The sequence below is a fragment of the Ruegeria sp. C8 genome, assembly GCF_056537565.1.
In genome coordinates, this window is sequence record NZ_JBQFRV010000008.1 from 136,780 (window position 1) to 150,558 (window position 13,779).

General features: G+C 60.1%; 15 protein-coding genes. 9 read left to right on the forward strand and 6 right to left on the reverse strand.

Annotation, left to right across the window (positions count from 1 at the left end; genetic code table 11):
* Window positions 1-10: 10 nt before the first annotated feature.
* On the reverse strand, window positions 11-577 hold the full coding sequence (locus tag ACR0KL_RS12500) for a TlpA disulfide reductase family protein (RefSeq protein ID WP_480777098.1): 567 nt from the start codon (window positions 575-577) through the stop codon (window positions 11-13).
* Window positions 578-598: 21 nt separating this feature from the next.
* On the opposite strand from ACR0KL_RS12500, the gene argH reads away from it, so the two are divergent.
* From argH to ACR0KL_RS12520, 4 genes are all read left to right on the forward strand, one after another.
* Entirely contained in the window at window positions 599-1,987 is a 1,389-nt protein-coding gene (gene argH / locus ACR0KL_RS12505; protein ID WP_480777099.1) for an argininosuccinate lyase, read from the forward strand.
* Window positions 1,987-2,169, forward strand: a complete 183-nt coding sequence (locus ACR0KL_RS12510; RefSeq protein WP_170469036.1) for an argininosuccinate lyase — start codon at window positions 1,987-1,989, stop codon at window positions 2,167-2,169. Before argH ends, ACR0KL_RS12510 begins: the two co-directional genes overlap by 1 nt.
* Before the next feature lie 315 nt (window positions 2,170-2,484).
* Window positions 2,485-3,750 carry a diaminopimelate decarboxylase gene (lysA, locus tag ACR0KL_RS12515; RefSeq protein ID WP_170678725.1) on the forward strand — a complete coding sequence of 422 codons (1,266 nt, stop codon included), beginning with the start codon at window positions 2,485-2,487 and terminating at the stop codon, window positions 3,748-3,750.
* A gap of 36 nt (window positions 3,751-3,786) precedes the next feature.
* Complete coding sequence (locus tag ACR0KL_RS12520) at window positions 3,787-6,330, forward strand: TIGR02302 family protein (protein WP_480555111.1); 2,544 nt, start codon at window positions 3,787-3,789, stop codon at window positions 6,328-6,330.
* 108 nt (window positions 6,331-6,438) lie between these two features.
* Here the strand turns inward: ACR0KL_RS12520 and ACR0KL_RS12525 are convergent, their stop codons facing one another.
* Complete coding sequence (locus tag ACR0KL_RS12525) at window positions 6,439-7,149, reverse strand: zinc-ribbon domain-containing protein (RefSeq protein WP_170678727.1); 711 nt, start codon at window positions 7,147-7,149, stop codon at window positions 6,439-6,441.
* Between the two features lie 184 nt (window positions 7,150-7,333).
* Here ACR0KL_RS12525 and ACR0KL_RS12530 point away from each other — a divergent pair, with 184 nt between their 5' ends.
* From ACR0KL_RS12530 to ACR0KL_RS12545, 4 genes are read left to right on the forward strand one after another with little or no spacing between them, the layout of a single operon-like run.
* Window positions 7,334-8,011, forward strand: coding sequence for an ATP-binding cassette domain-containing protein (locus tag ACR0KL_RS12530; protein ID WP_170490977.1), 678 nt, complete (start codon window positions 7,334-7,336; stop codon window positions 8,009-8,011).
* On the forward strand, window positions 8,008-8,907 hold the full coding sequence (locus ACR0KL_RS12535) for a cell division protein FtsX (protein ID WP_170661201.1): 900 nt from the start codon (window positions 8,008-8,010) through the stop codon (window positions 8,905-8,907). The genes ACR0KL_RS12530 and ACR0KL_RS12535 overlap by 4 nt, the downstream gene beginning before the upstream one ends.
* The gene (locus ACR0KL_RS12540; RefSeq protein WP_170678728.1) at window positions 8,907-9,647 is read left to right on the forward strand and encodes a lysophospholipid acyltransferase family protein; all 741 of its coding nucleotides are present in this window, start codon (window positions 8,907-8,909) and stop codon (window positions 9,645-9,647) included. The genes ACR0KL_RS12535 and ACR0KL_RS12540 overlap by 1 nt, the downstream gene beginning before the upstream one ends.
* Complete coding sequence (locus tag ACR0KL_RS12545) at window positions 9,634-10,239, forward strand: pyridoxamine 5'-phosphate oxidase family protein (protein ID WP_170678731.1); 606 nt, start codon at window positions 9,634-9,636, stop codon at window positions 10,237-10,239. Before ACR0KL_RS12540 ends, ACR0KL_RS12545 begins: the two co-directional genes overlap by 14 nt.
* A gap of 9 nt (window positions 10,240-10,248) precedes the next feature.
* Here ACR0KL_RS12545 and ACR0KL_RS12550 read toward each other — a convergent pair whose 3' ends face one another.
* Window positions 10,249-10,842: an NAD(P)H-dependent oxidoreductase gene (locus ACR0KL_RS12550; protein ID WP_480527382.1), complete on the reverse strand. Its 594-nt coding sequence runs from the start codon at window positions 10,840-10,842 to the stop codon at window positions 10,249-10,251.
* An 87-nt stretch (window positions 10,843-10,929) separates the two neighbouring features.
* On the opposite strand from ACR0KL_RS12550, the gene ACR0KL_RS12555 reads away from it, so the two are divergent.
* Complete coding sequence (locus tag ACR0KL_RS12555) at window positions 10,930-11,523, forward strand: TetR/AcrR family transcriptional regulator (RefSeq protein WP_480777100.1); 594 nt, start codon at window positions 10,930-10,932, stop codon at window positions 11,521-11,523.
* A 22-nt stretch (window positions 11,524-11,545) separates the two neighbouring features.
* Here ACR0KL_RS12555 and lpdA read toward each other — a convergent pair whose 3' ends face one another.
* The 3 genes from lpdA to ACR0KL_RS12570 all read right to left on the reverse strand — a co-directional run bounded on the left by lpdA (window position 11,546) and on the right by ACR0KL_RS12570 (window position 13,777).
* Window positions 11,546-12,934 (reverse strand): dihydrolipoyl dehydrogenase, encoded by a 1,389-nt coding sequence (gene lpdA / locus ACR0KL_RS12560; protein WP_170642771.1) that lies wholly within the window; start codon window positions 12,932-12,934, stop codon window positions 11,546-11,548.
* 51 nt (window positions 12,935-12,985) lie between these two features.
* Window positions 12,986-13,378, reverse strand: a complete 393-nt coding sequence (locus tag ACR0KL_RS12565; RefSeq protein ID WP_170469016.1) for an MAPEG family protein — start codon at window positions 13,376-13,378, stop codon at window positions 12,986-12,988.
* 123 nt (window positions 13,379-13,501) lie between these two features.
* A complete protein-coding gene (locus ACR0KL_RS12570; protein ID WP_170469015.1) occupies window positions 13,502-13,777 on the reverse strand; it encodes a hypothetical protein in 276 nt (91 codons plus the stop codon).
* Between the last annotated feature and the right edge of the window lie 2 nt (window positions 13,778-13,779).

Below are 13,779 nucleotides of genomic sequence, written 5' to 3' on the forward strand. Positions count from 1 at the left end.
TTGCGTCAGCTTAGCTGTTGGCCTCGACCAGAGTCGAAATGATCGCCTTCGCGCTGTCCGAGTTCCATTCGGCATCGCCGATCAGGCGGGCGATTTCATGGCCCTCCGGGTCGATGATGACCGTGATTGGCAGACCGATGACACCCATCTCACGCGCCACAGCTTGCGAGGGATCCTGATGGCGGGGCAGGTTGTCGATGCCATTTTCTTCGAAGAATTTCTTGATCCCGGCAGGCGAGTTGCGCCCGGTCGCCAGAGTCAGAACCTCGAACTTGTCTCCCCCGAACTCGTCCTGTAGCTCGGCGATCTGGGGCATTTCCTTGCGGCAGGGCGCGCACCAGGTGGCCCAGAAGTTCAGCAGGACGTATTTGCCTTTGTAGTCCGCAAGTGAGGCCGTGCCGCCATCATCTTCCAGTTGGAAGTCAACCGGCGTCACCGGCTTGGGTTCTTTATGCAGGATCAGTCGTTTCAGGCTGTCTTCACGCAAGGGGCCCAGCGTTTCGGCATCGGTGGCCAAAGCGGCATTTGCACCCAGCGCAAGGGCCATATAAAGGGGGATCAGACGAAATAGGCGCATATCAACTCCGGGTTTTCTTACATGACCGATCAATCCTCGAACCAGATGTGGGGCGGCCGCTTTGCCGCCGGTCCAGACGCGATCATGGAGGCAATCAATGCCTCGATCGGGTTCGATCAGCGGATGGCAGCCCAGGACATCGCAGGCTCGCGCGCCCATGCCGCTATGCTGGCGGCGACAGGCGTTATTAGTGATAGTGACGCGCAGGCCATTCGGGAAGGGCTGCTCACAGTCTTGTCAGAAATCCAGAACGGAGAATTTCAGTTCTCGACCGCGCTGGAAGACATCCACATGAACGTCGAAGCGCGCCTGAAGGAGGTGATCGGAGAGCCCGCAGGCCGTCTGCACACGGGCCGGTCGCGCAACGATCAGGTGGCAACCGATTTCAAACTTTGGGTACGTGACCAGTTGGACGCGGCAGAAACCGGCCTACTGGCCCTCATCCGCGCGCTTTTGGCGCAGGCCGAGGCGGGGGCGGATTGGGTCATGCCGGGCTTTACCCACCTGCAAACCGCACAGCCGGTGACATGGGGCCACCACATGATGGCTTATGTCGAGATGTTTGGCCGCGATCTCAGCCGTGTCCGCGATGCGCGCGCCCGGATGAACGAATCCCCCCTTGGTGCCGCCGCGCTGGCCGGGACATCCTTCCCCATCGACCGGCACATGACCGCCGAAGCGCTGGGCTTTGACCGCCCCGCCGCGAACTCGCTGGATGCCGTCAGCGACCGCGACTTCGCGTTGGAGTTCCTGTCCACTGCCTCGATCTGCGCCGTCCACCTGTCGCGCTTTGCCGAAGAGCTGGTGATCTGGTCCTCGGCTCAGTTCCGGTTTGTGACGCTGTCGGATCGCTTCTCGACCGGGTCTTCGATCATGCCGCAGAAGAAAAACCCCGACGCAGCGGAGCTGATCCGCGCAAAAGTCGGCCGCATCTACGGCGCAAACACCGCGCTGATGATGGTGATGAAAGGCCTGCCGCTGGCCTATTCCAAGGACATGCAGGAAGACAAAGAGCAGGTCTTTGACGCCGCCGACAACTGGATGCTGGCTCTGGCCGCGATGGAAGGCATGGTTAAGGACATGACCGCCAACCGCGACAGCCTTGCTGCCGCTGCGGGGTCAGGTTTCTCGACCGCGACCGATCTGGCCGATTGGCTGGTGCGGGTTCTGGGCCTGCCGTTCCGCGATGCCCACCATGTCACTGGTTCGCTGGTGGCGATGGCTGAAAACAAGGGCTGTGACCTGCCTGATCTGACCTTGGAAAACATGCAGTCGGTCCATGCGGATATCACCGATGACGTCTATTCTGTTCTTACTGTCGAAAACTCTGTAAACTCACGTCAGTCCTATGGTGGCACCGCCCCCGATCAGGTGCGGGCGCAGGTTGAGCGATGGAAGGCGCTGGTGTGATGACAGTTCTACGCATAGCGGTGATTGTGGCGGCTGGGTTTGCGCTGGCCGGATGTGGCGCGGATGGTGAGCCGGTTCAGCCAACGGCAAGCGTGGGTGTTGGCGTCGGCTCAAGCGGAACGCATGTGGGCGGAGGCATCGGCTTCCGCCGCGGAGGCTTCGGCCTCTATCTGGGCGTTTAGTCGCTGATCCCGTTGTAATTCTGGGTAAAACACCCAAGTAGGGTCTGGCACGCCAAAGCGCGGTCCTTAATTCCAGCACTCAGAGACTAACCTCATGCGAATTTTCGGATTTTTTCTGGCGCTCGTCGCACTTGCGGCCTGCGAGCCAACCTCCAGCCAACGGCCGGCGCCGCAAAAAGAGCCCAGCTCAACCGGAGTCTCAGTGTCCGGCTATGCGCGTGTCGGGGTGTCGAACGATTTCTGATCGCCCTGCGGCGTATCGTTTTAGCGCGAATCCATTGATCCATAGGGCGGTTTTGGTCTAATCGCGCTTTTATGGATCACTTTCTCTACCGCGACGGCGCGCTTTTCGCCGAGGATGTCCCGATCTCCGAAATCGCAGCCGCGGTCGGAACCCCGTTCTATGTCTATTCGACTGCGACCCTGTTGCGGCATTTCAAGCTGTTCGATGACGCGCTTGAGGGCACCGATCACCTTGTCTGTTATGCGATGAAAGCGGCCAGCAATCAGGCGATCCTGAAAACGCTGGCGCAGGCGGGTGCTGGAATGGACGTGGTCTCGGGCGGGGAATACCTGCGCGCTAAGGCCGCCGGTGTGCCGGGCGACAAAATCGTCTTTTCGGGCGTTGGCAAGACGGCGGATGAGATTCACACAGCGCTGACCGGTGGTCTCCGCCAGTTCAACGTCGAATCCGAGCCCGAGATGGAAGTGATCAACGCGGTAGCGACGGAGCTGGGTGTGGTTGCGCCGATCACCGTTCGGGTGAACCCGGATGTGGACGCCAAGACTCATGCCAAAATCGCAACCGGCAAGTCCGAGAACAAGTTTGGCATCCCGATCTCGCGCGCGTCCGAGGTCTATGCCCACGCGGCATCTCTGCCGGGGCTGGAGGTCATCGGCATCGACGTCCATATCGGCTCGCAACTGACCGAGCTGGAGCCGTTTGAGCTGGCCTATACCAAGGTCGCCGAACTGACCGAGCAGTTGCGCGCAGAGGGTCACAATATCCGCCGCCTCGATCTGGGTGGTGGGCTTGGCATTCCCTACACCCGCTCAAACGATGCGCCGCCTTTGCCGTTGGAATATGGTGCGCTGATCAAGAAGACTTTGGGCCATCTGGGCTGCGAGATCGAAATCGAACCCGGTCGCCTGATTGCGGGTAACGCTGGTTTGATGGTCAGCAAGGTGATCTATGTGAAATCCGGCGAAGGGCGTGATTTCCTCATCCTTGACGGCGCGATGAACGATCTGATCCGCCCGGCCATGTATGAGGCGCATCACGATATCGTTGCGGTACAGGAACCCGCAGCGGGGGTCGAACAACAGCCCTATGACATCGTGGGGCCCGTCTGCGAATCCGGTGATACTTTTGCCAAACAGCGCAACATGCCGCCGCTTGCGCCGGGTGATCTAATCGCCTTCCGCAGCGCCGGGGCCTATGGCGCGGTGATGGCCAGCGAATACAACACGCGCCCCCTGATCCCCGAGGTTTTGGTGAATGGGGATCAATTTGCCGTAATTCGTGAACGCCCAAGCTTTGACGAAATCATAAACCGCGATACCATACCTGAGTGGCTTTGACGCGGTAGGCGCGCGGGCCAACTCTGGAGGCCCGCTTTGAGCGACAAACAAAACCTGCCCATTCCCCGTCTGTCCGTGTGGATGACACATGCCGGATTGCTGGCCGAGCAGGTTTTGCGCGCGTTTTGGCCGTTTTTCTCGGTTTTGATGGCTGTTTTGGCCGCGTTGATGCTGGGTCTGCATGATCTTGTGCGGGTTGAGATCGTGTGGGGCGCAGCTGTCGTCGTAGCCATTGCGCTGCTGGTCAGCGCGATCTGGGGGATTCGGCAATTCCACCTGCCATCACGAGCCGAAGCGCTGGCCCGATTGGATGAGACCCTGCCCGGGCGTCCGATTCAGGCATTGATGGATGATCAGGCGATTGGTGCGGGGGATACGGATTCGGTTGCCCTCTGGCAGGCGCACAAGGCGCGGATGGCGGACCGCGCGGCGCAAGCGCGCGTTGCCAAACCCGACCTCCGACTGGCGTCGCGCGATCCTTATGCCCTGCGCTACGCAGCTTTGCTGGCGCTGGTGGTCGCGGCCCTGTTCGGTTCGTTCTGGCGGATTGGCTCGGTGGCCGAGATGGCCCCCGGCACGGCGGTAGCAGGGCAAGGGCCTACATGGGAAGGCTGGGTCGAACCACCACGCTATACCGGGCTACCGACGCTCTATCTGGCCGATCAGACCGGCCCCACGCTGTCGATCCCGCAAGGCAGTCGCGTTACTCTGCGTTTTTATGGCGAGGTCGGTGCGCATAGCCTGACCGAAACGAGCTCTCCCCTAGGTGCCGAGGCCGCGACCGAAACAGAGCAGGATTTCACCGTCTCCCGCTCAGGCCAGATGCGTATTGACGGCCCTGCCGGGCGGGATTGGATGGTGGATGTCATCCCCGACACCCCGCCCAGCATTGCGGTTGCCGACAAGGCCGAGGCCGAGGCAGGTGGTCAGATGAAGCTGCCCTTTGCGGCCTCGGATGACTACGGGGTCGTCTCTGGCTCGGCGGTGATCGAATTGGACATGGCCTCGGTTGATCGTCGCTATGGTCTGACGGCGGACCCGGAACCACGCGAGGTGATCGAGGTTGAATTGCCGATGCCGATCACCGGAGATCGCGCGGATTTCACCGAAGATTTGATCGAGGATTTCTCGCAGCACCCATGGGCGCATCTGCCGGTTCGTATCACGTTAATGGCGCGCGACGCCTCGGATCAGGAAAGCACGTCCGAGCCATATTTGACCGATCTCCCCGCGCGCCGGTTCTTTGATCCCCTGGCGGCTGCGGTGATCGAACAGCGCCGCGATCTGCTCTGGTCGCGGACCAATGCACCGCGCGTGGCTCAGGTGCTGCGGGCGATCTCGCACCGGCCCGAGGAACTGTTTCGCTCCGACACCGCCTATCTGCGGCTGCGGGTCACCCTGCGGCGGTTGGAAACCTTCAACGACTACGGTTTGAAGGATAAACAACAGGCCGAGATCGCGCAGGCCCTTTGGGATCTGGCGGTTTTGATCGAAGAGGGCACTCTGGCAGATGCGCTGGAGCGGATGCGCCGGGCGCAGGAGCGTCTCACTGAGGCGATGCAGAACGGGGCCAGCGATGAGGAAATCGCCGAGCTGATGCAGGAACTGCGTGAGGCCACGCAGGACTACCTGAACCAGTTGCAGCGCCTTGCGCAGGAAAACGGCGATAGTGATGAGCGCCAGTCCGGTCAGAATGGCGAAAGCATGCAGATGACGCAGGACGATCTGCAGGCCATGATGGATCGCATTCAGGAATTGATGGAACAGGGCCGCATGGCTGAGGCGCAGCAGGCGCTGGAAGAGTTCCAGCAGATGATGGAGAACATGCGTGTCACCCAAGGCCAGGGGCAGGGTGGTCAATCCGAGGGGCAACAGGCCATGGAAGGCTTGGCCGAGACTCTGCGCGAACAGCAAGGCCTAAGCGATCAGGCGTTCCGCGATTTGCAGGAACAGTTCAACCCCGGCGCTCAGGCCGGAGAAAATCAGGGTAATGAAGGCCGCAATGGCGGTCAGGGCCGTGGTGAAAGCCACGAGGGTCAGGGCGGCCAGGGTCAGGGTTCGGATCAGGCGGGCGAAGGCCAATCGGGTGAGGGGTCTCTGGCGGATCGGCAGCAGGCCCTGCGGCAGGAACTGAACCGACAGCAACAGGGCTTGCCCGGTGCAGGCACCCCCGAAGGCGACGCGGCGCGCGATGCTTTGGGCCGCGCGGAAGGTGCCATGGAAGAGGCCGAAGAGGCGCTGCGCGGCAATGATCTGGCCGAAGCGATCGACCGTCAGTCCGAGGCGATGGAGGCCCTGCGCGAAGGGATGCGATCCTTGGGTGAGGCCATGGCGCAGAACCAGCAGAACCAATCCGGACAAGGCACCGAGGAAGGTGAGGCGCAAGCCAACAGCCGCGACCCGCTGGGCCGCAATCCTGGTGCGGCCGGGTCGATTTCAACCGATGACAACCTGCTGCAGGGCGAAGACGTCTATCGCCGCGCGCGTGAGTTGCTGGACGAAATCCGCCGTCGGACCGGCGAAACCGACCGGCCCGAGATCGAGCTGGAATACCTCAAGCGTCTGTTGGAACGGTTCTGAGCCGCTATATCGTTTCGGCTTAAACCTGAGACACGAATACCCTGCCACGCTTTCAGCGTTGTCGGGACATTCGTGTCACTTGATGGCTAAGGTAAAACCCGAAAAGCTTTATTCCTGCGGCGCGCCTGCCCCGGCCTGCGTCTCAAGCCAGATACGGGCCTGATCAATCAAAGAGACGTAGGAGTCCAGCACGGGATCGGCTTGCGGTACGGCCTCGCTTATCTGTTGCGCATTGCTGTAGATCAGATAGAGGATCACGCCGATGACCAGCATCACGGCAAAGCCGCGCACGAAGCCACGGGATTGTTTGACCGGGGGCGTGTCGTCGCCCTCATCGCTCATCATGCCTGAATTGATGGTCTCAACGTCAGGAAGCTCATCCTTCTGGCCCGCATCCTCGGCGGTCTCGGTCGCAGTCGGGCGCCTGATCTGAAACTCGGGTTCGACAGAGTCCTCCAGCGCCAGATCCGGTTGCGTCTCAAGGCTGCTGCCTTCTTGAGAGCGCAGTTCCGCCTCACGCGCAGCCTCCTCCTTCAGAATGCTGGCAACAACGGGGTCAACATTGCCGGTCTTGCCGGTATCGGACGGAGTCTCTTCAACGACCTCGACTTTTGTGTCGGGTTCAGGTGTGGGCTCTGGTTTAGCTTCCGGCTCGGCGGTGGCATCAGGCGCCTCAGTAATGGGTGCTGCGTCTTCGGGTTGCTTGGACTGAAACCACGTCTGGTCACAGGCGGAGCACTGCACATCGCGCCCCTCTTCGGGGATAACCTCGTCCGGCACTTCGTACTGAGCGCCGCAATTCGGACATGTAAGTCTCATACTGCCTCCCCGGCCTGACGTTCGGCCCGATAGTAGTTTTTTCAGGGATGATATTCCGTTAAGACCCAACAGCAAAGGGCGTTTTCGGTTTCATGGGGCAAGTGTCGCCAATTGGACTCGGTGCAGGCATTGAAACCGCAGGCAAGCTCGGGCATGAAGATCGGCAAAAGAACTGGGGACACCTGTGATCGAGCTGGAAAATGTCAGCTATACCTATGGCGACGGTGCATTGCTGAGCGATGTCTCGGTCAAATTGCAGCCCGGCTCGTTCCATTTCCTGACCGGACCTTCGGGCGCGGGTAAAACCACGTTGCTGAAGCTGTGCTATGGCGCGTTGTTGCCGACCTCGGGTCGGTTGAGCGTGTTTGACGAAGATATCGCGCGTCTGGACCGGGATCAGATGGCCCTGTTGCGGCGTCGGGTCGGTGTTGTGCATCAGGATTGCCAGTTTCTGGATCATATGACGCTGGCTGAAAACGTGGCCCTGCCTCTGATGGTGTCGGGACGGGCCGAGTCAGAAGAGCAGGACAACCTGACCGAGCTTTTGTCCTGGGTTGGGCTAGGGGCCCGGCTTGACGCCCATCCGCCCGAACTGTCGGGTGGTGAACGTCAGCGCGCGGCTTTGGCCCGAGCCGTGATCCTGTCGCCAGACGTTGTGCTGGCGGATGAGCCGACCGGCAACGTCGATTGGGAGATGTCGCAACGGCTACTGCGCCTGCTGATCGAGCTGAACCGCATGGGCAAGACCGTCCTGATCGCTACCCACGATCTCAGCTTGATCCGCGCGGCCAAAAGCCAAGTTCAAGCCCGCGTGTTGCGCATCTCGCAGCGCAAACTGCATCTGGCCGGAGCGGACCTATGAGCAACGGTGACATCCGGAACCTGCTGCGCCGGGATACACGCGCGGATCGCGTTGTCCCTCCGACCGGGTATACCGCGCATCTGACCCTGTTTGTCTCGGGCGCAATGGCGTTTCTAGCGGTGTTTGCCCTGGCGCTTTCGCTCGCCTCTGGTCGGATCGCAGATCGTTGGGCCTCGGAGCTGGCGGGGGCTGCCACCTTGCGTATCAACGCCCCGGCCGAGCAGATGGCGGCGCAGACGGAAACCGCCCTGACCGTTCTTGGCCAGACACCCGGCGTCGCCTCGGCCCGCGCGCTGACGGCCGAGGAACAGGCCGCGCTGCTGTCACCATGGTTCGGGCCGGACTTGCCGATTGAAACGCTACCTATCCCGCAACTAATTGAAATTGTTGAAGGTGAGCCGGGTCTGGACACGGCGGGTCTTCGCCTGCGATTGGGCGCCGAAGTACCCGGAGCGGTTCTGGATGACCACACCCGTTGGCGTGAACCCTTGGTGGATGCAGCGATGTCCCTGCGACGGCTGGGCTGGGTATCGATCCTGCTGATCGGTGGTGCAACTGCGGCGATGATCACGCTGGCGGCAAATGCCTCGCTTGCCGCGAATGCCAGTATCATTGCAGTGCTGCGGCAGGTGGGCGCGCGGGATCGGTTCATCGCAGGCGCATTTGTCCGCCGCTTTACCTACCGCGCCTTCTTTGGCGCATTTGTCGGAACGATGTTGGGGATGACAGGCGTTCTGCTCTTGCCCGACCCCTCGGACGAAGGCGGATTTCTGACCGGAGTAGGGTTTCAGGGGCTTGGCTGGGTGTTGCCCTTGCTGATCCCAGTTCTGGGCGCTGTGGTCGCCTTCTTCGCCACCTGGACCGCCGCCCGCCGCAAGTTGAAGGAGCTTTCCTGATGTCACAGGGCTTTCAATGGATCCGTTCCCTGATCTTCATGATTGTGATCTACGTTTGGATGTTGATCCTTGGAATCGTCTATCTGCCATATGCGATCTTCACGAAACAGGGCGCTTTGCGCGCATGCAAAACTTACGCGCGCAGCACGATGTGGTTGGCGCGATGGATGGTTGGCATAAAGTGCGAGGTGCGTGGCACGGTACCCACCGGCGAGGTTGTCATCGGGGCCAAGCACCAGTCTTTCCTTGATATCATCATGATCTTTGACGCCATCCCGCATGGCAAATTCATCATGAAACGAGAGCTTCTCTGGACCCCGGTCATCGGAATGTATGCGCGTCGTTTGGGCTGCATCCCGGTCAATCGCGGCAAGAAGGGTGCGGCAGTGGCCAAGATGGTCAAAGACGTCGCCAAGGAGTTCGCCGAACCCGGCCAACTGGTGATCTACCCTCAGGGCACCCGCGTCGCCCCCGGTGTGTCCAAGCCCTATAAGGTCGGTACGGCGATCCTGTACAGCGGGCTGGGCTTTCCCTGCGTGCCGGTTGCGACCAATGCCGGCGTATTCTGGCCGCGCAGCGGTATCTTGCGCAAACCGGGGTTGGCGATTGTCGATTTCCTCGACCCGATTGAACCGGGCGTCGAACGGGACGCGTTTCTGAGTCGTTTGGAAGATGTGATCGAGACACGCTCAGACGCTTTGATGAAAGAAGTGGGGTTTGATCCGGATGGAGTTCATTGAAGACACTGCGAGCCTGGAGGCGCTCTATGGCACGCCCGCTGCTCCGTCGTTGCGCAAGGTCGCGCGCAGCCTGACGCCGCTTTACCGGCAATGGATCATGGCATCGCGCCTATGTGTCCTCAGCACCGTTGGCCCCGAAGGCGTCGATGGCAGCCCGCGCGGGGATGATGGGCCCGTTGTTTTAGAGCTTGATCCCAACACGCTGACAATGCCGGATTGGCGGGGGAACAATCGCCTGGATTCCTTGCGCAACATTGTTCGAGACCCGAGGGTTTCGCTGCTGTTCATCGTACCTGGCTCCAGCAATGTGGTCCGCTTGAACGGGACGGCGCGTGTATCCGCGGATGAAGGGTTAACGGCGCGGTTTGAAAAGCAAGGCAAGAAACCGGCCACAGTGATCGTCATCCAGATTGCCGAAATCTACACCCAATGCGCCCGGGCCTTGATGCGGGCGGGTACATGGAGCAGCGGCGATCAAAGCGAAGGATTGCCCACGGTTGGCGAGATCCTTGCAGAAGCCTCATCCGGTGAGGAAGGCGGCGCGCAATACGACTCCGAATGGGGTGCGCGCGCCGCAAAGACGATGTGGTAGGCACGGCACCTAGATAGCCTCTGCGCCAATTCTGGCGACCTTTGATATCCAGCGATCGACGCTTCCCGGCTTTGGCTCACTGGCCCCTGCGAAATATGTAAACCGTGTTGGCTTGAAGCCGACGAAGCCGAGTATCTGATCGCGGACTTGCCGGATCAGTGCTTGACGGTAGATCAGGCGCATGAACCAGCCAGGTGTGTCCGAGGTCAGGATGACGCGTGCGGTGCGGCCGGTCAGCATCGGGGCCGGAAAGCCCAGCTTGGTGGTGTTTCGGGTATCGAAGGTTCGTCCCGGGATGAACATGCGATCGATCAGGCCTTTAAGCTTTGCGGGCAGGCCACCCCACCACATAGGCGCGGTCATAACGAGATGGTCGCTCCATTCGAAATCTTGCAACAGCTTCTCAAGCTCGGGCTCAAGAGGTTTGAACTCGTGATAGTTGCCCTGCCCAAAATCGAGATCGAACTGAAGGTCGCTCAGATGAATCAGGCGGACGTCATGACCGTTCTGGCGCGCAGCGTCGCCGTAGGTTTTCGCAAAAGTACGGGACAGGCTGCTTTCGGCAGGGTGTCCGTCGAGAATCAGGATTTTCTTGGCATGCATGGGATGTCTCCTAAAAATGACCGTGGTCAGTTTATAGGAGACAAAAATGACCGCGGTCAATATAAAATTTGACCACGGTCAAAAAACATGCAATCTGACCTCATGCAAAAGACAGTTCAGAAACGCACGTTGAAAACCCGCGCCCGCCTGGTGGCGGTGTCGCAAGAGTTAATTCAGAAAAGTGGGTATGAGGGCCTTCGGGTGGAAGAGGTGGTGCAAACGGCCGGTGTCGCCAAGGGCACCTTCTTTGCGCATTTTCGCGACAAGGACGCGTTAATAGAAATCCTGATCGCGGACAGATTGAATGCGTGTCTGGATCAGGCCGAAGCGGGGCAATCGCCCAAAACCGTCAAACAGCTTATCGCTGCCTTGGAACCGGTCCACAGCTTCATGATGTCCGAACGGTATGTATTTGATCTGCTGATCCGGTATTCCGGCGCAACCGCCATCGCGGATGTTGGGCCGATCGCCTATTGCTTTGAGCGGTATTTCCGGGTGGTGATGATGTGGTTGGACGCCGTCGAGATGCGCAAGGATGTGCCGTCCGAACTTTTGGCCGAAGGCGTGCAGGCCTTTGCAATTCAGGCCATGTCTCTCAGGTTCTGCGCGTTGCATTCGGCAACAACGTTCACCGACAGGCTGGAAACTTATCTGGATGCCTGGTTGACCCCGACAGGCTGATCGCTGCCGGGGTCAGAAAGCTTTAGCTATGAATTGGGCCGTCACCACAGGCCAGAGCGGCCTCACGCACGGCTTCCGAATAAGTCGGGTGGGCGTGGCAGGTCAGGGCGAGATCTTCGGCTGAGGCGCCGAACTCCATCGCGACGCAAACCTCGTGGATCAGGTCGCCCGCAGCGGGGCCGATGATATGGGCACCCAGAATCCGGTCGGTTTCCTTGTCGGCCAGAATCTTGACGAATCCGTCAGAGGCAAAGTTGGCCTTGGCCCGGCCATTGCCCATGAACATGAACTTGCCGACCTTGTAGGCGCGGCCGTGTTCTTTCAGAGTCGCCTCGGTTTCACCCACATTGGCAACTTCGGGCCAGGTGTAGATCACGCCGGGGATGACGCCGTAGTTCACGTGGCCGTGCTTGCCGGCCACCTGCTCGGCGGCGGCCATGCCTTCGTCTTCGGCCTTGTGGGCCAGCATCGGGCCTTCGGTGACGTCGCCGATCGCGTAGATGCCCGGCACGTTGGTCTGCCAGTCCGAGCCGACCTTGATCTGACCGCGCGGCGTCATCTCGACACCCAGCGCATCCAGCCCCAGCCCGTCCGAGTATGGCTTGCGTCCGGTGGCGACCAGAACGGTATCGGCTTCAATTACATGTTCACTGTCATCCTTGAGCAGCTTGTAGGTGACTTTCGCTTTGGTTTTTGACGCTTCGGTCTTTTGCACCGCCGCACCCATCACGAAGTTCAGACCCTGCTTCTTGAGGATCCGCTGGAAGGTCTTCTGCACCTCGGGGTCCATGCCGGGGGTGATTTCCTTGAGGAATTCGATCACCGTCACTTCAGCGCCCAGACGGCTGTAAACCGAGCCCAGTTCCAGACCGATCACACCGGCACCAATCACTACCATCTTCTTCGGGATCTTGCCCAGCGACAGCGCCCCGGTTGAGGTCACGACGACCTTCTCGTCAACCTCGACACCCGGCAGGGCCGAAGGCTCGGAGCCTGATGCGATGATGATGTTCTTGGTGTCGTGAACCTCATCACCCACTTTGACCTTGCCGGCAGCCGGGATTGACCCCCAGCCTTTCAGCCAGTCGATCTTGTTCTTCTTGAAGAGGAACTCGATGCCCTTGGTGTTGCCCTCGATCACCTCGTCCTTGTAGGCCTGCATCTGTTTCCAGTCGACGGACGGAGATTTGCCCTTCAGGCCCATCTTGGCAAAGTTATGCTCTGCCTCGTGCAGCTGATGAGAGGCATGCAACAGCGCCTTCGACGGGATGCAGCCCACGTTCAGGCAGGTGCCGCCCAGCGTCTCACGCCCTTCGACAACGGCGGTTTTCAGACCCAGCTGGGCGCAGCGGATGGCACAGACATAGCCGCCGGGACCGGCTCCAATTACGATGACGTCATAGCTGGACATTGAGGGCACTCCTTGGTGTGTCTTGGCCGCATCCTGGCGCGGCGTACTAAGCTATAGGGCTAGCAGGTAAAGGTAGATCGTCGCAAGAAACCCAGCCATCCACACGATAGTGCGCAGGAAGGGAACCGGGATTGCGAAGGCGTAGACCGGAACGAAAACGACACGCGCAATCAGAAAAATCTGCGCGGCTAGCAGCGATCCGGAGGTGAAGGCGTCCTTGGCGGACAGGATCAGAACGGCAGGGGCAAACAGGGCCATGGCGACGACCGAATTGGTCAGAGCCCGCTCGACCCGGCCCGCAACGCCGGTCAGGGCGGGCATATCATCTCGTGCGCCACCCAATGTCATCAACCCGACCTGCGACATGGCTGTCAGCACATTCAGCAAAACCACTACGACGATCAGAAGGCCGTACAGAGCAAGAATGGAAAGTTCGGAAGACATGACGAGTATCCTTTTTCAACCAGAGTCCGTTTGTCGGTTAGCATTCTCTGACATCAATAGCAGGCGCGCTTCACGTGTATTTGCGGGACTGTGTGCGGGGTGGTCCCGCACACAGCAGAGTTTTTACGGTAAGACCGGGTCCAGAAGTTTCACCTGGATATGGGCGACCCCACCGCGTTCGAGATGCATGGCCAGCTCTTCCGAGTCGAAGAAAGCGCGGGCTTTTTGTATGTCATCCACTTCGAACATGGCGATGGCGTGATCCTTTTGATCGGGGTCACGCCAGACATGTAGGTCGTGGATACCAGCGGCCTGGCGCATCGCGATGTCTTCGCGAAACACCTTCAGCCAGGCATCAAAGTCTGCCACATCGGCTTGCCACAGAACATGCGTTGCCATGA

Coding starts and splice junctions, on each gene's coding strand:
- ACR0KL_RS12500 (WP_480777098.1), bottom strand. CDS start 577: ATGCGCCTATTTCGTCTGATCCCCCTTTATATGGCCCTTGCGCTGGGT.
- argH (WP_480777099.1), top strand. CDS start 599: ATGACCGATCAATCCTCGAACCAGATGTGGGGCGGCCGCTTTGCCGCC.
- ACR0KL_RS12510 (WP_170469036.1), top strand. CDS start 1,987: ATGACAGTTCTACGCATAGCGGTGATTGTGGCGGCTGGGTTTGCGCTG.
- lysA (WP_170678725.1), top strand. CDS start 2,485: ATGGATCACTTTCTCTACCGCGACGGCGCGCTTTTCGCCGAGGATGTC.
- ACR0KL_RS12525 (WP_170678727.1), bottom strand. CDS start 7,149: ATGAGACTTACATGTCCGAATTGCGGCGCTCAGTACGAAGTGCCGGAC.
- ACR0KL_RS12535 (WP_170661201.1), top strand. CDS start 8,008: ATGAGCAACGGTGACATCCGGAACCTGCTGCGCCGGGATACACGCGCG.
- ACR0KL_RS12540 (WP_170678728.1), top strand. CDS start 8,907: ATGTCACAGGGCTTTCAATGGATCCGTTCCCTGATCTTCATGATTGTG.
- ACR0KL_RS12545 (WP_170678731.1), top strand. CDS start 9,634: ATGGAGTTCATTGAAGACACTGCGAGCCTGGAGGCGCTCTATGGCACG.
- ACR0KL_RS12550 (WP_480527382.1), bottom strand. CDS start 10,842: ATGCATGCCAAGAAAATCCTGATTCTCGACGGACACCCTGCCGAAAGC.
- ACR0KL_RS12555 (WP_480777100.1), top strand. CDS start 10,930: ATGCAATCTGACCTCATGCAAAAGACAGTTCAGAAACGCACGTTGAAA.
- lpdA (WP_170642771.1), bottom strand. CDS start 12,934: ATGTCCAGCTATGACGTCATCGTAATTGGAGCCGGTCCCGGCGGCTAT.
- ACR0KL_RS12565 (WP_170469016.1), bottom strand. CDS start 13,378: ATGTCTTCCGAACTTTCCATTCTTGCTCTGTACGGCCTTCTGATCGTC.
- ACR0KL_RS12570 (WP_170469015.1), bottom strand. CDS start 13,777: ATGGCAACGCATGTTCTGTGGCAAGCCGATGTGGCAGACTTTGATGCC.